A 20,611-nucleotide genomic window follows, 5' to 3' on the forward strand; every position below is an offset into this window, starting at 1 on the left:
CCGGACACTGTTCATCTGACACCACGTCAACTACCGTCCCCCTTCGCCGCCCATGGTGAAGGGGGACGTTCCGTATGCCCGTCACAGTCGTCCGTTTCAACCTCGTCGATCCCGCGGCCACACCCGGCTCGCTGAGCGAACGCTACAAAGCCGCCCTGGAGATGGCCGCGTACGCGGATGACCGGGGCATCTCCACCGTGCAGACCGAGGAGCACCACGGCGTCGCCAACAACTGGCTGCCCTCGCCGTTCACGTTCGCAGGCGCGGTGTTCGGCGCGACCCGCCGCATCGCGGTCACCGTCTCCGCGATCATCGGCCCGCTGCACGATCCGCTGCGCCTCGCCGAGGACATCGCCGTACTCGATCTGCTGAGCGGCGGCCGCCTGGTGACGGTGGCGGGGATCGGCTACCGGCCCGAGGAGTACGCGGCGTTCGGCGTCGAATGGAAGCGGCGCGGCAAGCTCCAGGACGAGCTGCTCGAGACGCTGTTGCAGGCGTGGACGGGCGAGCCCTTCGAGTTTCGCGGCCGCACCGTGCGCGTCACCCCGCGTCCGCACACGCAGCCCCACCCGATGCTCCTGGTCGGCGGCTCCTCGCAGGCGGCGGCCAGGCGCGCGGCCCGGCTCGGCCTGCCGTTCTTCCCGAGCGCCCATCTGCCGGACCTTGAGGCGTACTACAACGAACGCCTCGCGGAGTACGGCACCGAGGGCTGGACGATGATGCCCGCCGCCGAGACCCCGCTCCTGCACATCGCCGACGACCCCGACCGCACCTGGGCCGAGCATGGCGAGCACTTCCTGCACGAGGCCCGCACCTACGCCTCCTGGCAGTCCAAGGACATCCGCTCGGCCGTGAAGTCCGCCGCCACCACGGTCGAGGAGCTGCGCGCCGAGGGCGTCTACCGCGTCCTCACGCCCGACGAGTGCGTGGCGTACGTGCAGGGCGGCGCCGCCCATCTCGTACTGCATCCGCTCTCCGGCGGGATGCCGGTCGACGAGGGATGGCGCAGCCTGCACCACTTCTGCGAAAACGTACTGCCCCGGCTCAAGGAATAGGTCCTTGAACCGGGGCAGCTTCCTCAGAGGAGGGGCAGCGGGGATTAGCCCATCTCCTCCAGGGTCTTGCCCTTCGTCTCCTTGACGAACTTCATGACGAAGGGGATCGAGAGCGCCGCGAAGGCGCCGTAGATGACGTACGAGCCGGTCAGGCTCCACTCGGACATGCTCGGGAACGTCTTGGTGATCGCGAAGTTGGCGAGCCACTGTGCGGATGCGGCGACACCGAGTGCGGCGGCACGGATCCGGTTCGGGAAGATCTCACCAAGCAGCACCCAGACCACCACGCCCCAGGAGAGGGCGAAGAAGAGCACGAAGAGGTTGGCGGCGATGATCGCGGTCAGACCCTGCGCGTCCGGCAGCGAGACGGTGTCACCGGAACCGGTCCGGTACGAGAAGGCCCACGCCATGGTGAAGAGCGCGAGAGCCATACCGGCGGACCCGATCAGGGCAAGCGGCTTGCGGCCGATCCGGTCGACGAAGATCATCGCGATGACCGTACCGACGATGTTCACGATCGACGTCTCGAACGAGTACAGGAACGAGCTGCTCGGGTCATGCCCGATCGACTGCCACAGCTGGTTCGAGTAGTAGAAGATCACGTTGATGCCGACGAGCTGCTGGAACACCGAGAGGCCGATGCCGATCCAGACGATCGGCAGGAACCCGACCTTGCCGAGCAGGTCCTTGAACGAGGGCTTGTGCTCCCGGCGCATGCCCTCCTTGATCTCGAGGACGCGCGCGTCCAGGTCGATCTTGTGGCCCTCGACCTCGCCGAGCACCTTCTTGGCCTCGGCCTCACGGCCGACCTCGACCAGGAAGCGCGGCGACTCGGGGATGACGAAGGAGAGCAGGCCGTAGAGGACGGCCGGGATGACCATGATGCCGAGCATCAGCTGCCAGGCCTCGAGGCCCATCAGCCGGCCGCGCTGGTCGTCGTCCGCCAGCCTCAGGATGCCGTAGTTGACCAGCTGGGAGACGGCGATGCCGATGACGATCGCGGCCTGCTGGAAGGAGGCGAGGCGGCCGCGGTACGCGGGCGGTGCGACCTCGGCGATGTAGGCCGGGCCGATGACGGAGGCCATGCCGATGCCGATACCGCCGATGAAGCGCCACATCGTCAGGTCCCAGGCCGCGAACGGCAGGGCGGAACCGACGGCGCTCGCCGCGAAGAGGACGGCGGCGATCTGCATGCAGCGGATGCGGCCGATGCGGTCGGCGATGCGCCCGGCGACCGCGGCACCGACGGCACAGCCGAGCAGCGCGGTGGCGATGATCCAGCCGAGCGTGTTGGCGTCGACGTCGAAGCGGTCCTGGATGGCGACGGTCGCGCCGTTGATCACCGAGCTGTCGTAGCCGAAGAGGAAGCCACCCATCGCGGCTGCCGCCGTGATGAAGATGACGTGGCCGAGATGATCCGGCTTGGCCTCTCTGCCTTCGGGCTGCGGCGCCTTCGTTGTGCTGGTCACATGGACTCCTCGTGCCACCGGCTGCACTGCCGGGGGTGGGGGCGAGCACTTCAAGTGGCGCACAACTTCACGCCGCCCACCACCTGAAGGTAAAAGCAACGTTGCAGAGACTATGCCTTCAAGTTTCGAAGTCAATACCTGGGTTCCTGTGAACTTCAGGCACGCGTGAGGTGAGCTTCGTTCAAGTCTTGAATGAGTGAAGGGAGGGTTACGGCGGGCTAACGAAGCCGCTGACTGATCACCTTTGAGACGCCGTCGCCCTGCATGGACACGCCGTAGAGCGCGTCCGCGACCTCCATCGTCCGCTTCTGGTGCGTGATCACGATGAGCTGCGAGGCCTCCTGCAGCTCCTCCATGATGCGGATGAGGCGCTGCAGGTTGGTGTCGTCGAGCGCGGCCTCGACCTCGTCCATCACATAGAAGGGGCTGGGCCGCGCTTTGAAGATCGAAACGAGCAGCGCCACGGCGGTCAGCGACCGCTCACCACCCGAAAGCAGCGAGAGCCGCTTGACCTTCTTGCCCGGCGGACGCGCCTCGACATCGACACCGGTGGCGAGCATGTTGTCGGGATCGGTGAGGATCAGCCGTCCCTCACCGCCCGGGAAGAGGCGCGAGAAGACGCCTTCGAACTCCCGGGCCGTGTCCCGGTAGGCCTCGGTGAAGACCTGCTCGACGCGCTCGTCGACCTCCTTCACCACCTGCAGGAGATCGGTGCGCGTCTTCTTCAGGTCCTCGAGCTGCTCGCTCAGGAACTTATGGCGTTCCTCCAACGCCGCGAACTCCTCAAGAGCCAGCGGGTTCACCTTCCCGAGCTGCTGATACGCCCGTTCGGCTGACTTCAGCCGCTTCTCCTGCTCGCCACGGACGTACGGAACGGGCTTGTTGCGCGGGTGCTCCGGGTCCTCGGGGAGTTCCTCGCCCTCGGCCGGCGGCGAGGGCGGCACGAGCTGGTCGGGGCCGTAGTCGGCGACGAGGCCTGCCGGCTCGACGCCGAGCTCCTCGAGCGCCTTGGCCTCCAACTGCTCGATCCGCATGCGCTTCTCGGCGCCGAGCACCTCGCCCCGGTGCACCGAGTCCGTCAGCTTGTCCAGCTCCGCCTTGAGGTCACGGCCCTGGTTCCGCTCGGCAACAAGGTCCCGCTCCCGGACCTCCTTGGCGCGCTCGGCGGCTCCGCGCTCCTCATCGGCCCGTGCGAGAGAGACCTCGACGTGCGCGAGCAGCTGCCGGGCACCGCGCGCGACGGCGTCGGCGACCGCCGCCTCATGCCGCATCCGGGCCTTGCGCTGCTCGGCACGCGCGCGTGCCTCGCGTTCGCCGCGCGCGGCCCGGTCGAGCGAATCGGCACGGCCCGCAAGACCCTTGACCCGCTCCTCATGCGTACGGACCTGAAGCCTGGCCTCCATCTCGGTCTGCCGGGCATTGGCTCCGTCGGCGGCGAGCCGGTCACGCACGGCGGTGTCGGGCTCCTCCTCGGCCGGTGCCTCCTCGGCGACGAGCAGCCGCTCGGCCAGCTCCTCGGCCTCCTCGACCGCCTTGTCCAGCGCGTCCTGCGCCTTGGCCGCGGCGGCGGCACTGCGCTCGGCCTCACCGGCGGCGCCGCGCGCCTGCCCGGCGAGCGCACCGAGCTGCTGGGCCACGGACGACTTCTCCCGGTCGGCGGCGCGCCTGCGCTCCCCCAACTCCTCGACGAGCGCGGCCACTTCCTTGCGCCGCTCACCCGCGATGTGCTGTTCGTCGGCGAGCCGCTCACAGGCCGTGCCGAGCTCGGCGAGTTCGGCCGCGGCCTCGTCGACGGACGCCTGCACCTCCAGGAGGCTGGGCGCACCCGCGGACCCGCCCTGCGCGAAGTGCGCCCCGAGCAGGTCGCCTTCGGTGGTGACCGCGGTCAACTCGGGCCGCGCGTAGACGAGATCCTCGGCGTCCTCGAGCGTCCCCACCGCCACCACGCCCCGCAGCAGCCGCCGCACGGCGGGCATCAACTCATCGGGCCCGCGCACCAGTTCAGCGACGAAGGGCGGGCCTTGGGCGGATGCGGACCGTGCGTCACCGGGGGCGCCGCCGGGCTGAGCGGGCAGAGTCTGCGCTCGGGCGCTGCTGCCGGGAGCCTCCGGGCCACGTCGACCCGCATCATCCGACTCGGCGTCATCGCCAAGCGCCTCCGCGCCGCCTCCGTCGGCCTGCACACCGCCACCGGGCACCGCCGCACCACGCCGGCCCGCACCGCCCGACTCCCCACCGCCCAACCCGACGCCATCACCAAGCGCCTGCGCACTGCCACCACCGGCCCGCACACCGCCACCGGGCACCTCCGCACGCCGACGACCCGCACCGCCCGACTCCGCGCCGCGCGCGCCCGCCGAGCCGTCGTATCCTCCGTCCCACGCGTCCGGCGCCCCCGCCAGCAACAGCGCGGCCCGGCCGCCGTCCTGTTTCCGCAGCAGCCGGATCGCCTCCGCAGCCGAGGCGGGCGTGCTCACGGCAATCGCGTCCGCAGCGGCACCGAAGGCGGCGGCGACCGCAACCTCGTACCCCGGAGCGATCGTGAGCAGCTCGGCCGCGGGTCCAAGGAGCCCGGCGATCCGGTCCTTGGCGGCGAGCAGCGCCCCCGTGCCGTCCTTGCGGCGAAGACCGAGCGCGAGCGCATCGTGCCGGGCGGCGACCGCGGCCCGCTTACGTTCGGCCGCGGTGGCGGCCTCCCGCGCGGCGGTGAGCGCGGCCTCGGCATCGGCGAGGGAACGCTTCGCCTCGTCGTGCCGCCCGGCGAGCTCCGCGTCACCGGCGTCAAGACCGTCGACCTCCGCCTTGAGCTGCTCGTACTCCTCCTGGGCGGCGACGGCGCGCTCCCCCGCCTCGTCGCGGGCCACGGCGAGCCGGTCGATCTCGGCCTGCGCGGAGCCCGCCCGCGAACGCGCCGCGTTGACCTGGCCGTTCAGCCGCGCGAGCCCCTCGCGCCGGTCGGCGATGGCCCGCGCCACGTCCTTGAGGCGACGCTCCTCGACCGCCAACTCCCGCTCAAGATCGGCACGGTGGCCCACCGTGTCCTCAAGCGCGTGCTCCGCCGCTTCGAGCGCCGCCTCCAGCTCCGCCTCCTGCTCGCGGATCCGCGCGGCCTCGCGCTCCATGTCCTCGGGGTCACGGCCACGGCGCTCCTCCGGCGGCGCTGCGGTCGCGCTCTTGACCCGGGCGTCGGCGAGGGAGACCGTGCCGCGCACCCGCTCGGCCAGCTGCGACAGCTCGTACCACGTCTGCTGCGCCTGCTGGAGCCGCGGCGTGAGACGCCGCACCTCGTCTTCGAGCTCGGCCTCGCGCTGCAGCGCCTTCTTCAGCTCGGCCTCGGCGGCGTCCTTGCGCTGCTTGAGCGCCGCCTCGTCCGCCACTTCGGTCTGGAGCGCCGCTCTGAGTCGTACGAGATCGTCGGCGAGGAGCCGCAGCCGGGCATCGCGCAGATCGGCCTGGATGACGGCGGCCCGCCGGGCGACGGCCGCCTGCCGCCCCAGGGGCTTGAGCTGGCGCCGCAGTTCGTCGGTGAGGTCCTGGACGCGGGCGAGGTTGGCCTGCATCGCGTCGAGCTTGCGCAGCGCCTTCTCTTTGCGCTTGCGGTGCTTGAGGACGCCCGCGGCCTCCTCGATGAAGGCCCTGCGCCCCATCGGGTCGGCGTGCAGCACCCCGTCGAGCTGGCCCTGCCCGACGATGACGTGCATCTCGCGGCCGATGCCCGAGTCGGAGAGCAGCTCCTGGATGTCGAGGAGCCGGCAGGTGTCCCCGTTGATCTGGTACTCGCTGCCGCCGTTGCGGAACATGATCCGCGTGATGGTGACTTCCGCGTACTCGATGGGAAGCGCACCGTCGGAGTTGTCGATGGTGAGGGACACCTCGGCGCGGCCGAGCGGCGGCCGCCCGGTGGTGCCGGCGAAGATGACGTCCTCCATCTTGCCGCCGCGCAGCGACTTGGCACCCTGCTCGCCCATGACCCAGCTCAGCGCGTCCACGACATTGGACTTGCCTGAGCCGTTGGGTCCGACGACGCAGGTGATGCCCGGCTCGAACTTCAGCGTCGTGGCCGACGCGAAGGATTTGAAACCGCGCAGGGTGAGGGCCTTGAGGTGCACGCCGCTGGACTCTACCTTTCACTGACCGTTTCACCCATGAAGATGCAGGGCACATCAGACGGTAAAGGAACCGGGCGACACGGGGGCAAGAAAGAAGGGACGCCGAAGCGTCCCTTGCAGATCTGGACAATCGATCTGAACAAGCGGCTGACATGGGCAGCCCGACCACGTGCGTTAGCAGGCAACTCACAAAGCGGAAAGCGCGTGGCGCACAATGATCATTACGCCAATGATCTTTACGCAGCACCTTGCGAGGACAGACGCCTTTACTGAGGTGGCAGTGGTCAGGTGAGCGCAGGCTCCGCCTGGGGTACGTCGATGCTCTCCAGGAGCGATTCGTGAGAAGCGGCAGCCGCGAGCGCGTCGTTCTCGGCCTGGATCTTCACGAGCTCAGATTCCAGGTCCTGGACGCGCTGCTGGAGCCGTCGCATCTCGGCGAGAAGTCGCGGGTCGGAACCGCCGACGTAACCGAGAAGCGCCTTTGCCATGATGGATGGTCCTCCACAATGAGTGACCGACCGAAGCGGTGTGGGTCGTGAGGGAATCGCACCCGCGGTGCTTGGCACTCGTTGTTCCTGCTGGTCTTGCTGGCCGTTCTCACATGCCAAACAGCTAAGGTGCGCGGGGCTTCCAGAGTCTCACCAAAAAGTTTGACGGTCAACACGATCACGCCCCGTATTGGCGGGCAACCCGGGGGCATCTCGCCGTCAAAACTGCGGCGCTGCCTCTGCTGCGGGGCCCTGAGGGCGTGTCGATCATCCTTACTTGCGGAGCCTGCCACGACAAGGGGTTCTTGGCAACCACCAGGTCTTTCCTGCCCCCGGCAGTTGCCTTGGGCACTCCTGGGCGGGCCCTCCCTTCCAGTCTCCGTCAGCGAATCGCGAACGTCTCGTAGATGCCGCGCGGGGTGTCCCAGATCTCAGTGACTCCGTCGACCCGGCCGGGAGTGTCGCCGTCCCGCAGCCAGTCGAGCAGCTCCTGGGCGCCCGCTCGGGGACCCTCGGCGACCACTTGTACGCGGCCGTCCTCCAGATTGAGAGCAAAACCACTCAGGCCGCCGATCTCCAGCGCCCGCGCCCGCGTGAACCAGCGGAAACCCACGCCCTGCACCCGGCCGCGCACCCAGGCGGTGAGTCTGACTTCTTCGTTCATGGGTGCACGCTAACCGGCCAATTGCTCTCGGAGCACTTCGCCCCCATGCGCCATCGCGTACAGTCCCGACTCGATGAGCCTCACTCGTATGAGTGAGTCACGTTGACCGCTAGGACGAGGAAGGCCAGAGATGGGACGCCACCGACGCTCCGGCGCAGGGGGAGCCGCCACCGGCCGCGCCACTGGGGCACCCGCCCCGTACGCCGACGACCACGCGGGCGCCCCCGAGCCCCGCACCGCCGCCGTGTCGCACCGCCGCAAGGGCCGTGTGGCCGCACCGGTGCGCACCGGCCTGCTCGGCGTGTCCGCCGCCGTCGCGATGGGTGCCGTGGCGATCGCCTCCGGCCTGGTCCCCGGCTCCGACAACTACTCGCTGGGCGGTGGCGGCGACTCCAACAAGGTGCGTTCCGCCAGCTCCCCCACCGGGGTGGCGGCACAGGGCGGCGCGGACGCCGATGCCGACGCAGGACGCGAGTCGACCGCACCGAGCCGAGGCACGGACCGCTCCGAAGCGCCGGACCCGTCCCCCTCGCAGTCCACCGGGACGCCCTCGCAGAAGCCGTCCGAGAAGCCGTCGTCCCAGGCGCCGAAGCCGAAGCCGGAGCCGGAAGAGAAGACGAAGGCACCGAGCCCCTCGCGCACCGCCCCACAGAAGCCGAAGGCGCCGCCGGCGCCGGCGCCGAGCTCGAAGTCGCCGTCCGCGGAGGCCACGGCCGAGGCCGAGGTGCTCACCCTCGTCAATGAGGAGCGGGCCAAGGCGGGCTGCTCCCCCGTGCGCGCGGACGACTCGCTGGCCTCGCTGGCCGGTGACTTCAGTTCGGACATGGCCACCCGCGACTTCTTCGACCACACCGACCTGGACGGCGCGACCCCGTGGGACCGCGCCGAGAAGGCCGGGATAGCGAATCTGGGCGGCGAGAACATCGCGCGCGGCCAGGCCAACGCCCAGTCCGTGATGGACGCCTGGATGAACAGCGCCGGCCACCGCGCCAACATCCTCAACTGTGACTACAAGACCCTGGGCGTCGGCGCGCACTTCGCGCCGGGCGGCCCTTGGTGGACGCAGGACTTCGGCTTCTAGACCCCGGCTTCCGGGACGCGAGAGCACTAACTTTTCGTTAGCGCAAACCTGAGGTTTGCGCTGCGCACGAGTAGGCTGTCTGCATGGATGCGACCACCCGGACCGAAGACGCCCCGACCCCGGACATGGCGTACGACGTGTTCTCCAAGCAGTGCCCGTCGCGCGGCACGCTGGAGCACGTCACGGGACGCTGGGGCGCGCTCACCCTGGGCGCGCTGCACGACGGCACGTTCCGTTTCAACGAACTGCGCCGCCGCGTCGACGGCGTGAGCGAGAAGATGCTGTCCCAGACACTGCACGCGCTGGAGCGCGACGGCCTGGTGCACCGCGAGGCGCAGCCCACCAACCCGCCGCGCGTGGACTATGAACTCACCCCGCTGGGACGGGAGTTCGCGCAGCGCCTGATGACCCTCGTGCACTACATGGAGGGCCGGATGGACGACGTACTGGTGGCGCGGGAGCGTTACGACGCGGAGCGCGGGGGCCGCTGACAGCGCGGGCAGAAGTAGCTGGAGCGGTTCATCCAGGGGCGCCGGCGCATGGCCGTGCCACAGCGGCGGCACGGCTCGTCCTCACGGCCGTAGGCGTCGAGCGACCGCTCGAAGTAGCCGGACTCGCCGTTCACATTCACGTACAGGCTGTCGAAGCTGGTGCCGCCGACGGCCAGCGCCTCGTTCATCACATCCCGTACGTGGCCCAGGAGTTCGGCCGTGCGCGGCCGGGTGAACGTGGCGGTCGGGCGCTCGTAGTGCAGCTTCGCGCGCCAAAGGGCCTCGTCCGCGTAGATGTTGCCGACCCCGCTGATCAACGACTGGTCGAGCAGGGCGCGTTTGATCGTCGTACGACGTCGGCGCAGCGCGGCGTGGAAGGCCGCGTCGTCGAACTGCGGGTCGAGGGGATCGCGTGCGATGTGCGCGATGACGTCGGGCAGTCCGTCGGGGGTGTTCTCGTGCAGCGAGAGCCCGCCGAAGGTGCGCTGGTCGACGAAGCGCAGCTCGGTGCCGAGCACGTCGGCGAACCGCATCCGGATCCTCAAGTGCTTCTCGTCGGGCGCCTCTTGAGGCTGTACGAGCAACTGCCCGCTCATGCCGAGATGGGCGAGGATCGAGGTGCCGCTGTCCTCGAGGGGCAGCCAGAGATACTTGCCGCGCCGCATCGCCGTACCGACGCGCTGCCCCTTGAGCCGGTGCGCGAAGTCCTCCCCGCCCGCGAGATGCCGCCGCACGGCACGGGGATGCAGCACCTCGACCTCGATGACGGTGCGATGAGCCACCCAGCGTTCGAGCCCGCGCCTGACGACTTCGACTTCGGGGAGCTCGGGCACGGGGCTTGTCCATTTCGGCGTAACGGGCGAGTGGGCGGGAAAAGGCTGGTGCCGGCCACCTGAAAGGCGACCGGCACCGAAAACGGTGGAACAGAGGTCAGACGGAGGGTGCGTCCGCAACCCCGTCAGCAGAGGCGGCAGCCGCCTCCGCCTTGATCCGCTCATCCGCGGCGGCGCGAATCTCACGCCACGCCGACTCCGCGGCCTGCTGCTCCGCTTCCTTTTTGCTGCGGCCGGTGCCGGTGCCGTACGAGACGCCTCCGACGCGGGCGGCAGCAGTAAAGGTCTTCTCGTGGTCCGGGCCGCTCTCCGTGACGAGGTACTCGGGCACGCCGAGGCTCTCGGTGGCGGTGAGCTCCTGGAGGCTGGTTTTCCAGTCCAGGCCCGCGCCCAGGTTCGAGGACTTCTCGATCAGCGGGTCGAAGAGCCGGTGCACCAGCTCGCCCGCCGCGTCCAGACCCTGGTCCAGATAGACCGCGCCGATCACCGCTTCAAGGGTGTCGGCGAGGATGGATGCCTTGTCCCGGCCACCCGTGCCCTCTTCACCGCGGCCGAGCCGGATGAAGGAGCCGAGGTCGAGGCCGCGACTGACCTCCGCAAGCGCACGCGAATTGACCACCGCGGCCCGCAACTTGGCCAGCTGGCCTTCGGGCAGGTCGGGGTGGGTGCGATAGAGCGTGTCCGTGACGACGAGGCCGAGCACCGAGTCCCCGAGGAACTCGAGCCGCTCGTTCGTCGGCAGGCCGCCGTTCTCGTACGCGTACGAACGGTGGGTCAGCGCACGCACCAGAAGGGCGGACTCGAGTTGGTACCCGAGCCGCCCTTCCAAAAGCGTGTGGGACGAGGCCGTGTTGTTGTCCGCCTGCTTCTTGGCGTTTGCAGCCTTTTCAGCGTTGGCGTCTTCCGCCGTTTTATGGCTAGACACGGTGCCTCTCACCAGCCGCTCAGACCTCGAGGACCTGGCGCTTGTTGTACGTGCCGCAGCTCGGGCACGCGATGTGCTGGAGCTTCGGCTCCTGGCAACGCTCACACGAAACCAGGGTGGGGACCGCAGCCTTCCACTGCGACCGGCGGTGGCGCGTGTTGCTGCGCGACATCTTCCGCTTCGGAACAGCCACGGCTACTTCTCCTGCTTCTCGTCGACGCCAGCTTCGGCGCCGCTCATCTCGTCCTTCTCGCCGTCCTGGATGGTCCCGGCGAGTCCCTGCAGTGCCGCCCAACGAATGTCGACGGCGTCATGGTGGTGGTCCGGGTCGTCCGCGAGCCGCGCTCCGCACTGGGAACACAGGCCCGGACAGTCGTCCTGGCACACCGGCTGCATCGGCAGTGCGAGCACCACCGCATCACGCAGCACAGGCTCGAGGTCGAACATGCCGTCCTCGAGATAGAGCCTGTCCTCATCTTCCTCGGCGTCGTCGGCCGGTTCCGCTGCGCGGCCCCGGTCGTCGGCGTCAGGGTACGAGAACATCTCCTGGAAATCCGCGTCGACCTCAAGGGTCAGCGGCTCCAGACACCTTACGCACTCCCCCTCGGCCGATGCACGGGCGGTGCCTGTGACAAGCACCCCTTCCATGACCGACTCCAGGCGGATCTTCAGCTCGACCGGGGCGCCTTCCGGCACTCCGATGACCCCTTCGATGCCGAAGGTCGCCGGCGAACCGGGAGCTTCGACGGAACGGGTCAGCCGCTGCAGCGCACCGGGACGCCGACCCAGCTCGTGTGTGTCGAACACGAGAGGGTTTCGGTGGTCAAGGCGAGCACTCAGGGCTTTTCCTGCTTTCAGATCCTGGAAGTTCAAGGGCCGCCCTGTCCGCGAGAGTCAGGTGCTCTCCCACAAGCCGGGCAGCCTGGATCGCGGACGTACGCGCGACCGAAGAGCCAGGATACTGGACCATTCGCTCTCGGCCCAATCCGGTACTAGCGACCCTGTTCGTACTGGCGCAGCTGCTCCGCGGTGATCATGCCGGTGTCGAAGAGGCTGGCCTCCTCCAGCACCGCGGGTGCCTCGTACTGAGGCTGCTCGTAGCCCTGCTGCGGGTAGCCGTACGGATCCTGCTGCTGGTAGCCGTACGGGTCCTGCTGGGCGTACTGCTGCTGGTACGCGTACTGGTCCTGCTGCTGATACGCGTAGGGGTCCGGCTCCTGCTGGGCGGCCGGGGCGTAGGGCTGCTGGGCCGGGATCTGGGGGGCCGCGGGGGGCTGCTGCGGAGGCGCGGGCGTCGCGGCGGCCGCCATGGGTCCTGCGAGGTCCGCCAGGTACTCGGCGTCGGTGGTGTGCGCCTGGGAGGCGCCGTCGCCCTGCACGAGGCCGCCGAGCTCGTCGGCGGGTGCCCGGCCGTGCAGCGTCTGGCGGCCGCGGCCGACCGCCTCCAGGGTCTTGGCGAGTACCGCCTCGAAGGCGCCGAGCTTGGCGTCCACGTACGCGTCGGCGTCCCGGCGGAGCGTCTCGGGGTCGAGGCTGCGCTGCGGGGCGTCCTCGTCCTCGTAACCCTGCTCGTCGAGGCCGGGCCCCGTGCCGAGGAGCTTCTCGCGGCCGCGGCCGACCGAGCCGAGGGTCTTGGTGAGGACGACCTCGAAGTTGGCGAGCTTGCTGTCCACGTAGTCGTCGGCCTCGACGCGGACCTCTTCGGCGGCCTGGCGGGCCTCGGCGAGGATGCGGGACGCCTCGCCCTGGGAGTTGCGGGCGACCTCCGTGTCGGAGATCAGCGAGCCGCGTTCGGCGTGCGCCGTCTCGATGATCCGCTCGGCCTCCTGGCGGGCCTGCTCGACCAGCTGCTCACGGCCGCCGATCAGCTCCTGGGCCTGGGCGAGGGAGCCGGGCAGGGCCTGGCGCACCTCTTCGAGCATCGAGAGCAGATCGGCGCGGTTGACCACGCACGAGGCCGACATGGGCATGGACCGGGCGCTGCCGATCGCCTCGACGATCTCGTCGATCTTCTTCTGCACGTCCACCGTGTGCTCGCCACTCTCTACAGCTTGTTGGGAGACGGACGGGAAGACTGTAGCCCTTGATCAGCCTTTGGCGAGGCGCTTGTTGAGGGCTTCGAACACCAGCGGGGGGACCAGGTGCGCGACGTCGCCGCCCCACGCCGCGACCTCCTTGACGAGCGAGGAGGACAGGAAGCTGTAGGTGGGGTTGGTGGGCACGAAGAGCGTCTCGACACCCGAGAGGCCGTTGTTCATCTGGGCCATCTGCAGTTCGTAGTCGAAGTCGCTGACCGCGCGCAGGCCCTTGACGATGGCCGGGATGTCCCGCTGCTTGCAGAAGTCGACGAGGAGGCCGTGGAAGGACTCGACCTCGACGTTCCCGAAGTCGGCTGTGACCTCGCGGATCATCTCGATCCGCTCCTCGACGGAGAAGAGGCCCTTCTTCGACTGATTGATCATCACCGCGACGTGCACCACGTCGTACAGCTTGGAGGCGCGGGCGATGATGTCGAGGTGTCCATTGGTGATGGGGTCGAATGACCCCGGACAGACGGCGCGGCGCAACTGAAGTCCCTCGCTCTCCGGTCCGGTCATGGCGCGATCACTGAGTCGTCGCACGTAGAGGCGGCGCGACCGTACCAAAACGTGCCTTCGCCGTAGCGACGGGACCTCAGTGCTTCGAAACCGTCGGGCCAGCCGAATTCTCCGCCTCTGGTACTGCGTTCAACGGTGACGAGCGCATCGTCCGTGAGCCAGCCTTCCGCGCGGAGTGTGAGGAGGATCTCGCGAAGATCGTCGTCGGTGACCGCGTACGGCGGGTCGAGAAACACCAGGTCGTACGGGGTTCCGGGAGTGCCGCCCTGGACGATCTGGGCCGCTTTGCCCGCCCTGACCTCGGCGCCGGGCAGGCCCAGCGCCTTCACGTTCTCCCTGATGGTGCGCACCGCGCGGGCGTCCGCCTCGACGAGCAGGGTGTGGGCCGCGCCTCGGGAGAGCGCTTCGAGGCCGACGGCGCCGGACCCGGCGTACAGGTCGAGGACGCGTGCGCCGTCGAGCGTGCCCTGGAAGGCCTGCCAGGTGGAGAACAGGCCCTCGCGCGCGCGGTCCGACGTGGGCCGTGTGCCGTTTCCTGGCGGGACGGCGAGGCGGCGTCCGCCGGCCGTACCGGCGATCACGCGGGTCATCTGAGTCCTTGTCGGTGTACGTACGGGATGGTGCCGTCCCAGTGTCTCAGCCGACGCCCCATGACCGCCGCTCAGCCCTTGTCGAGGTACTGCTCGCGCTCGGCGTCGAGCAGCGCGTCCAGGGCGGTGCGCAGCGCGGGCAGCCGCTCCAGGTCCGGGTCCTTGGAGACGACCGAGACGGCTTCCTCGCGGGCCTCCGCGATGATCTCCTCGTCCTCGATGACGGCGAGCATGCGCAGGCTGGAGCGGACACCCGACTGCGCCTGGCCAAGGACGTCGCCCTCGCGGCGCTGCTCCAGGTCGATGCGGGAGAGCTCGAAGCCGTCGAGCGTCGAGGCGACGGCGCCCAGGCGGGCGCGGGCGGGGCTCGCCTCGGGCATGTCGGTGACCAGGAGGCACAGGCCCGGGGCCGAACCTCGTCCGACACGTCCGCGCAGCTGGTGCAGCTGAGATACGCCGAAGCGGTCAGCGTCCATGATCACCATGGCGGTGGCGTTCGGGACGTTCACGCCGACCTCGATGACCGTCGTGGCGACAAGGACCTGGGTCTCGCCCGCGGCGAAGCGGCGCATCACCGCGTCCTTGTCGTCGGGCTGCATACGGCCGTGCAGGATCTCCACCTTGAGGCCTTGGAGGGGCCCCTGGGCCAGCTGCTCGGCGACCTCGATGACGGCGAGCGGGGGCCGCTTCTCGGCCTCGTCCTCGGCGGACCTCTTCTTCGCGCTCTTCTTGTCGTCCTCCTCGTCCCCGATGCGCGGGCAGACCACGTACGCCTGGTGGCCGCTCTCCACCTCCTCGCGCACGCGCTCCCACGCGCGGGCGAGGAAGTGCGGCTTGTCCTGGGCGGGGACGACATGGCTGGCGATCGGCGAGCGGCCCGCGGGGAGCTGGTCGAGGACCGAGGTCTCCAGGTCACCGAAGACGGTCATCGCGACCGTGCGCGGAATGGGCGTGGCCGTCATGACCAGGAGGTGCGGGGGCTGCTTGCCCTTGCCGCGCAGGGCGTCGCGCTGCTCGACCCCGAAGCGGTGCTGTTCGTCGACGACGACCAGGCCCAGGTCGTGGAACTGGACCTTGTCCTCGATCAACGCGTGCGTGCCGATGACGATCCCGGCCTCGCCCGTGACCAGGTCGAGCAGCGCCTGCCGACGCCCGGCCGCGCCCATGGAGCCGGTGAGCAGCGTGACCTTGGTGGCCTGCTCGGAGCCGCCCAGCATGCCGCCCTCGGCCAGCTCGCCCATCATCTCGACGATCGAGCGGTGGTGCTGCTGGGCGAGGACTTCGGTGGGCGCGAGCATCGCGGCCTGGCCCCCCGCGTCGACGACGGCGAGCATGGCGCGCAGGGCGACCATCGTGTTGTGCGTCACCGTGAAGTTGTCGGTGACGTAGGCACGGCTCGGATGCGCGACGCTGATGCACTGGACCGGTTTCCGACCGACGAACTCGACGCTGCGGATTCCCCGTCGGAAGGTGTTGTACTTCGGCCGCACACACACTCGTTCCGCCTTGCGCGTGAGCCGGAAGGGGGCGTACTCGTCGGGCAAGGCGATCGACACGTTGAAGGCCGTCTTCTTCGGCAGCACCCTTGCCCGGCCGCCCAGCGACCGCACGAGCCATGCAACATCTTCAGCAAGCCTGAGCGAGGCCGAGCACAACGAAATACTCAGCCCGTCCGATTGAATCGTGCCGTCTGTGTCCAGAAGCCCTTGGAGGAGCGCCAGCCGATTCTTGATCGACGCATTCTTGAACGCATCGGGGATGAACTTGTCGTGTGATGTCAGGCCCCACAGTCCCAGGTCCCGCAGCGTCTGAATGACAGGGTTGCGGACTCCTCCTGGCCGGTGAGCAGCAGCGTCGTGAATCTCGTCGTCGATCGTGGATAGCCGCAGATTGTGCCTGAAGGAGCCGCCCCCCAGCAGCAGCCCGAAAAAGTAGGGGTCGAGAGGCGGCGCTACGTCACCTCCGAGATCGGCTGGTGTCGCAGCGGGGAGATACCACTTCGAGGATCCGTTCGGCTCGAGCAGGTCCAGGCGGATTTCCCGGGTCGTCATGATCTTGGGCGGCTGGCCGCGATGCCAGCCACAGCTCGTACCGACGATCCAGAGGTGCTCGTCATCGCACTCCACGGAGCTGTCGTCCGACAGAGTCATGCGCCACACGTCGCGCTCACCTTGCGGAAAGACGCCCTCGACCACGGCGATCTCGCCCGAGGGCACGACGACGGATTCGCCTTCCCGGATGTCACCCATAGGCCGGAAGCCGTCCGGCGTAAGGACCAGCGAATCAAGCGGCTGAGCCTTGCCGGAACCCACCTCTCCCTGGAGGAGGCGGTGCATCGGGTGTTCGGTCGCCAGGTCGTCGAAGATCTCCTTGGAGACCTTCTCCTGGCCCTCGGTGAGCGTGAACGGCAGCTTGGCGTCGAAGGCGTCGAGCAGGCCGCCCTCGCTCGGCCTGCGGGCGATCGCGGGCAGTTGCGCGTCCGCGTACCGCCGCCTGGCCAGGGCCACCTGGAGGACGAAGGCCTCGTCCCACTTCAGGCGGTCGCGGGCGGAGGCGATGTCCGCCTTCGAGTGCGGCCGGTGGATCTTCAGGAGCGCCTCGGGGAGCGGGATGAGCCCCCGGCCGTCCCGGAGCGAGGGCGGCAGCGGATCGACGGCCTCCTGGGCGCTGGGCAGCACCGCGTCCACCGACTTGGCGATCTTCCAGGACTCCAGCTTGGCGGTGGCCGGATAGATCGGGATGAGCGCGCCCGCCCAGGAATCGACCGCGTCGACCGCGTCATCTGTGTCGCCCCGCAGCAGTTCGTACGCGGGATGGGCGAGCTGCATCTTGCGGTTGAAGACGGACACCTTGCCCGCGAACATCGCGCGTGTGCCCGGCAGCAGGTCCTTGTGCGGCTTGTGGATGCCCCGGCCGAAGAAGACCAGCTGGAGCTGGCCGCTGCCGTCGGTGATCGTCACTTCGAGGCGCTGGCCGCTGCCCCCGTTGAATCTCAGGACGCGGGCGGTCGCGACCTGGGCGACCACCGTGACGTGCTCGTCGAGCGGCAGTTCGGCGAGTCGGGTGAGCTCGCCCCGCTCCGCGTACCTGCGCGGGTAGTGGTGCAGCAGGTCGCCGACGGTGTGCAGGTCGAGGTGCTCGGCCATCACCTTCGCGGTGGGAGGACCGACCACTTTCTTCAGGGGTTCTTCGAGCGCGGGCACGAGATCCATTGCACACCACGCCACTGACAATCCGGCGTACGTCTCCCGAATCCGCCTCCGGGCGAGGGCGCCACGGGTCGGCTACTCGACGCCGATCAGCAGCAGCGCCGATTGGCGTCCGCCGCGGTAGACCACCGTGTCGACGGCGAGATGGGCCTCGCGCACATGCTTCTCCAGCTCGTCGGCGAGGCTGTCGGGCACGCTCTCGCCGAGCACCAGCGTGACCATCTCGCCGCCCGCGGCCAGCATCCGGTCAAGGACGGTCCGCGCGGTGTCGGTCGTCTCGTCGCCGATCACCGCGACATCGCCGTCGATCAGGCCGAGGACGTCCCCGGCCTGGCAGATGCCGGCCATGGTCCAGGACTGCCGCTCGGCGACGGCCAGTTCGCCGTACCGGGTCGCGCCGGCCGCCGAGGTCATGGCGACGACGTCCTCGTCGAAGCGGCGGTCCGGTTCGTGCACGGCCAGGGCCGCGATGCCCTGGACCGCGGAGCGGGTGGGGATCAGCGCGACGCGTACGCCCTCCGTGCGGGCCTGCTCGGCGGCGGCCGCCGCGGTGTGGCGCAGCTCGGCGTCGTTCGGCAGGAGCACCACCTCGCGCGCGTGGGCCCGCCGGATCGCCTCCACGAGCTCCCCGCTGGCGGGCGGCTCCCCGGGACGCGTGAGCACCGTGGTCGCCCCGGCCTCTGTGTAGAGACCCGCAAGACCCTCGCCCGGTACGACCGCGACGATCGCGCGCTGCGTACGTTCCCGCTCCCCGGGCGGCTGCGCGGCGCCTGCGGTGTGCGCGTCGCCCGCTCCGAAGTGGGTGATGCGGATGCGGTGGGGCCGCCCCGCCTCGACGCCCGCCTCGACCGCGGCCCCCGCGTCGTCGACATGGACGTGCACGTTCCACAGGCCGTCGCCGCCGACGACGACGAGCGAGTCGCCAAGTCCGTCGAGCCGCGTCCGCAGGCGCCCTACGGCCGTGTCGTCCGCCTCCAGGAGGTAGATCACCTCGAAGGCCGGGCCCGCCTCGTCGGCCGCGGTGTCCGCGCACTCGACGGGCTCCACGCGCGCGTGCCCGCTCGCGGCCGCCTTCAGGAGCACCGTCTCCCCGGAGAGGGCCCCGACCAGCGCCCCGAGCACCGCCACGAGCCCGCGCCCTCCGGCGTCCACCACTCCGGCCCTGCCCAGGACCGCGAGCTGCCCGGTCGTCGCGTCCAGCGCCCGGCAGGCACCGTCGTACGCCGCCCGCGCCACCGCCCCGCAGTCGCCGCCCGCACCGGATGCCGAGTCCGCCGCCGCGGTGGCCACCGTGAGGACGGTTCCCTCGACGGGGTGCGCGACCGCCTGGTAGGCGGATTCGGCCGCACGCCGCAGCGCGACCGCCAGCGTCGGCCCGTCCGCGTGATCCGGGTCACGGCGGTCCCCCGTGTCGGCACCGAGCACCTGCGCCATCCCGCGCAGCAGCTGCGAAAGGATCGTGCCCGAGTTGCCGCGGGCCCCGATGAGGGCGCCGTGCGCCATCGCCCGCATGGCCTCGGCCAGCGAGGGGCGGGCTGGCTCCAGGCCCGTGAACACCGCGTCGACCGCGCGGGACGCCGATTCCACGGTCAGGTAGAGGTTCGTTCCGGTGTCCCCGTCCGCGACCGGGTAGACGTTGATCGCGTCGATCTCCTCGCGGGCCCTTCCCAGGGCGTCCAGAGCGAGGCGGCACCAGGCTCGCACCGCGACGGCGTCGACGTTCTGCGGCACCTGCTGGCCTCCTCTAAGGCATCCGGAATGGACGCAGCGTAGACCCCGACGAGCGCAGACGGCGGGCGGGTCAGGGGTGGGCCCGAGGCGGGGCCCGGGCGAGACATGGTAGTTTCGTTCTACCGAAGCAGTCGTTGTATGCTGCTCCGGTTGCCCGATACCCATCGGGCCATTCCTCCTGGCAACGCCACCCACGATCATTGCACTGATCCCGGCATGCCGGGTTTAACCGTAAGTGCATCTGAAGTCTTGGAGTGACCCGTGGCTGCCAACTGCGACGTCTGCGGCAAGGGGCCGAGCTTCGGCAACAACATCTCGCACTCTCACCGCCGCACGTCCCGTCGCTGGAACCCGAACATCCAGCGCGTTCGTGCCATGGTCAGCGGGACGCCGAAGCGGCTCAACGCCTGCACCTCGTGCATCAAGGCCGGCAAGGTCTCGCGCTGACGCAAGTAAGCGCGGCCACCTAGCTGGTTGCTGAAAAGAGCCGGTCCCCTTCGGGGGACCGGCTCTTTCGTATGTCCACACTCCGTATGTCCACACTCTTTCGTAGGCCCACAAGGACCTACCGCCCCCTGAACCGCCACCCATGATCCACGGGCCCGATCCCGCCGCCGAGCGGGAACCCGGCCGCGATCGCCCCCGTGACGTACTCCTTCGCCGCCGTAACCGCCTCCGGCACGGACAGCCCCTTCGCCAGGTGCGAGGCGATCGCACTGGCGAGCGTGCAGCCGGTGCCGTGCGTGTGGCGGTTGTCGTGCCGCGGCGCGCGCAGCCAGTGCTCTTCGGATCCGTCGGTGAGCAGGTCCACCGCGTCGCCCCGCAGATGGCCGCCCTTGATGAGCGCCCACCGCGGGCCGTACGCGAGGAGCGCCGCCGCCGCCCGCCGCATCCCGTCCTCCGACTCCACGTGAATGCCCGTCAGTTGGGCGACCTCGTCGAGATTCGGCGTCGCGACCGTGGCGACCGGGAGCAGTTTCGTACGCACCGAATCGAGCGCCGACGCGGCGAGCAGCGAGTCACCGTGCTTGGAGACGCCGACCGGGTCGACGACCGCGGGGGCGTCCGTGCCCGCGAGCAACTCGGCCACCGTCTCGACCAGTTCGGCCGATGCGAGCATGCCGGTCTTCACGGCCTGTACGCCGATGTCGTCGACGACGCTGCGGTACTGGGCCCGCACCGCCTCCACCGGCAGCTCCCAAAAGCCCTGCACGCCAAGGGAGTTCTGCGCGGTGACGGCCGTGACGACGCTCATGCCGTGGGTGCCGAGCGCCAGCATCGTCTTCAGGTCGGCCTGGATGCCCGCGCCGCCGCCGGAGTCGGAGCCGGCGACGGTCAGGACACGAGGGGGCCGTGAAAGCACCGTCAT

At 69.7% G+C, this 20,611-nt stretch carries 19 protein-coding genes; 5 read left to right on the forward strand and 14 right to left on the reverse strand.

Annotated elements, in window-relative coordinates:
- Nucleotides 1-74: 74 nt before the first annotated feature.
- Nucleotides 75-1,055: an LLM class flavin-dependent oxidoreductase gene (locus AB0O76_RS23480; protein ID WP_365494559.1), complete on the forward strand. Its 981-nt coding sequence runs from the start codon at nucleotides 75-77 to the stop codon at nucleotides 1,053-1,055.
- Nucleotides 1,056-1,099: 44 nt separating this feature from the next.
- Here the strand turns inward: AB0O76_RS23480 and AB0O76_RS23485 are convergent, their stop codons facing one another.
- Nucleotides 1,100-2,524: a sugar porter family MFS transporter gene (locus AB0O76_RS23485; protein ID WP_365494562.1), complete on the reverse strand. Its 1,425-nt coding sequence runs from the start codon at nucleotides 2,522-2,524 to the stop codon at nucleotides 1,100-1,102.
- A gap of 218 nt (nucleotides 2,525-2,742) precedes the next feature.
- A complete protein-coding gene (locus tag AB0O76_RS23490) occupies nucleotides 2,743-6,633 on the reverse strand; it encodes an AAA family ATPase (RefSeq protein WP_365494565.1) in 3,891 nt (1,296 codons plus the stop codon).
- A gap of 36 nt (nucleotides 6,634-6,669) precedes the next feature.
- Here AB0O76_RS23490 and AB0O76_RS23495 point away from each other — a divergent pair, with 36 nt between their 5' ends.
- On the forward strand, nucleotides 6,670-6,906 hold the full coding sequence (locus tag AB0O76_RS23495; RefSeq protein WP_365494568.1) for a hypothetical protein: 237 nt from the start codon (nucleotides 6,670-6,672) through the stop codon (nucleotides 6,904-6,906).
- Between the two features lie 11 nt (nucleotides 6,907-6,917).
- On the opposite strand, the gene AB0O76_RS23500 is transcribed toward AB0O76_RS23495, so the two are convergent.
- Both AB0O76_RS23500 and AB0O76_RS23505 read right to left on the reverse strand, forming a co-directional pair.
- Entirely contained in the window at nucleotides 6,918-7,121 is a 204-nt protein-coding gene (locus AB0O76_RS23500) for a hypothetical protein (RefSeq protein WP_135333243.1), read from the reverse strand.
- 382 nt (nucleotides 7,122-7,503) lie between these two features.
- Nucleotides 7,504-7,785: an acylphosphatase gene (locus tag AB0O76_RS23505; RefSeq protein ID WP_266871097.1), complete on the reverse strand. Its 282-nt coding sequence runs from the start codon at nucleotides 7,783-7,785 to the stop codon at nucleotides 7,504-7,506.
- A gap of 130 nt (nucleotides 7,786-7,915) precedes the next feature.
- On the opposite strand from AB0O76_RS23505, the gene AB0O76_RS23510 reads away from it, so the two are divergent.
- Together AB0O76_RS23510 and AB0O76_RS23515 are read left to right on the forward strand one after the other, a co-directional pair.
- On the forward strand, nucleotides 7,916-8,866 hold the full coding sequence (locus AB0O76_RS23510) for a CAP domain-containing protein (protein ID WP_365494572.1): 951 nt from the start codon (nucleotides 7,916-7,918) through the stop codon (nucleotides 8,864-8,866).
- A gap of 83 nt (nucleotides 8,867-8,949) precedes the next feature.
- Nucleotides 8,950-9,357 (forward strand): helix-turn-helix domain-containing protein, encoded by a 408-nt coding sequence (locus AB0O76_RS23515; protein ID WP_365494575.1) that lies wholly within the window; start codon nucleotides 8,950-8,952, stop codon nucleotides 9,355-9,357.
- On the opposite strand, the gene mutM is transcribed toward AB0O76_RS23515, so the two are convergent.
- The 9 genes from mutM to AB0O76_RS23560 form a co-directional block, all read right to left on the reverse strand.
- Nucleotides 9,330-10,190 (reverse strand): bifunctional DNA-formamidopyrimidine glycosylase/DNA-(apurinic or apyrimidinic site) lyase, encoded by an 861-nt coding sequence (gene mutM / locus AB0O76_RS23520; protein ID WP_365494578.1) that lies wholly within the window; start codon nucleotides 10,188-10,190, stop codon nucleotides 9,330-9,332. The two genes, AB0O76_RS23515 and mutM, sit on opposite strands and share 28 nt — an antisense overlap.
- 97 nt (nucleotides 10,191-10,287) lie before the next feature.
- On the reverse strand, nucleotides 10,288-11,127 hold the full coding sequence (gene rnc / locus AB0O76_RS23525; protein ID WP_365494581.1) for a ribonuclease III: 840 nt from the start codon (nucleotides 11,125-11,127) through the stop codon (nucleotides 10,288-10,290).
- Nucleotides 11,128-11,134: 7 nt separating this feature from the next.
- The gene (gene rpmF / locus AB0O76_RS23530; protein ID WP_003965982.1) at nucleotides 11,135-11,308 is read right to left on the reverse strand and encodes a 50S ribosomal protein L32; all 174 of its coding nucleotides are present in this window, start codon (nucleotides 11,306-11,308) and stop codon (nucleotides 11,135-11,137) included.
- A 2-nt stretch (nucleotides 11,309-11,310) separates the two neighbouring features.
- On the reverse strand, nucleotides 11,311-11,955 hold the full coding sequence (locus AB0O76_RS23535; RefSeq protein ID WP_365495015.1) for a DUF177 domain-containing protein: 645 nt from the start codon (nucleotides 11,953-11,955) through the stop codon (nucleotides 11,311-11,313).
- 152 nt (nucleotides 11,956-12,107) lie between these two features.
- The gene (locus AB0O76_RS23540) at nucleotides 12,108-13,142 is read right to left on the reverse strand and encodes a cell division initiation protein (RefSeq protein ID WP_365494584.1); all 1,035 of its coding nucleotides are present in this window, start codon (nucleotides 13,140-13,142) and stop codon (nucleotides 12,108-12,110) included.
- Between the two features lie 60 nt (nucleotides 13,143-13,202).
- Nucleotides 13,203-13,682 (reverse strand): pantetheine-phosphate adenylyltransferase, encoded by a 480-nt coding sequence (gene coaD, locus AB0O76_RS23545; protein ID WP_365495018.1) that lies wholly within the window; start codon nucleotides 13,680-13,682, stop codon nucleotides 13,203-13,205.
- A 26-nt stretch (nucleotides 13,683-13,708) separates the two neighbouring features.
- Nucleotides 13,709-14,302 carry a 16S rRNA (guanine(966)-N(2))-methyltransferase RsmD gene (gene rsmD, locus AB0O76_RS23550; RefSeq protein WP_365494587.1) on the reverse strand — a complete coding sequence of 198 codons (594 nt, stop codon included), beginning with the start codon at nucleotides 14,300-14,302 and terminating at the stop codon, nucleotides 13,709-13,711.
- 71 nt (nucleotides 14,303-14,373) lie between these two features.
- A complete protein-coding gene (locus AB0O76_RS23555; protein ID WP_365494590.1) occupies nucleotides 14,374-17,514 on the reverse strand; it encodes a helicase-related protein in 3,141 nt (1,046 codons plus the stop codon).
- Between the two features lie 72 nt (nucleotides 17,515-17,586).
- Nucleotides 17,587-19,242: a DAK2 domain-containing protein gene (locus tag AB0O76_RS23560; RefSeq protein WP_365494593.1), complete on the reverse strand. Its 1,656-nt coding sequence runs from the start codon at nucleotides 19,240-19,242 to the stop codon at nucleotides 17,587-17,589.
- Nucleotides 19,243-19,503: 261 nt separating this feature from the next.
- Between AB0O76_RS23560 and rpmB the strand changes: the two genes are divergently transcribed.
- Complete coding sequence (gene rpmB / locus AB0O76_RS23565; RefSeq protein ID WP_135330749.1) at nucleotides 19,504-19,689, forward strand: 50S ribosomal protein L28; 186 nt, start codon at nucleotides 19,504-19,506, stop codon at nucleotides 19,687-19,689.
- 118 nt (nucleotides 19,690-19,807) lie between these two features.
- On the opposite strand, the gene thiD is transcribed toward rpmB, so the two are convergent.
- The gene (gene thiD / locus AB0O76_RS23570) at nucleotides 19,808-20,611 is read right to left on the reverse strand and encodes a bifunctional hydroxymethylpyrimidine kinase/phosphomethylpyrimidine kinase (RefSeq protein ID WP_365494596.1); all 804 of its coding nucleotides are present in this window, start codon (nucleotides 20,609-20,611) and stop codon (nucleotides 19,808-19,810) included.

The organism is Streptomyces sp. NPDC086554, from assembly GCF_040686095.1.
Classification (GTDB): domain Bacteria; phylum Actinomycetota; class Actinomycetes; order Streptomycetales; family Streptomycetaceae; genus Streptomyces.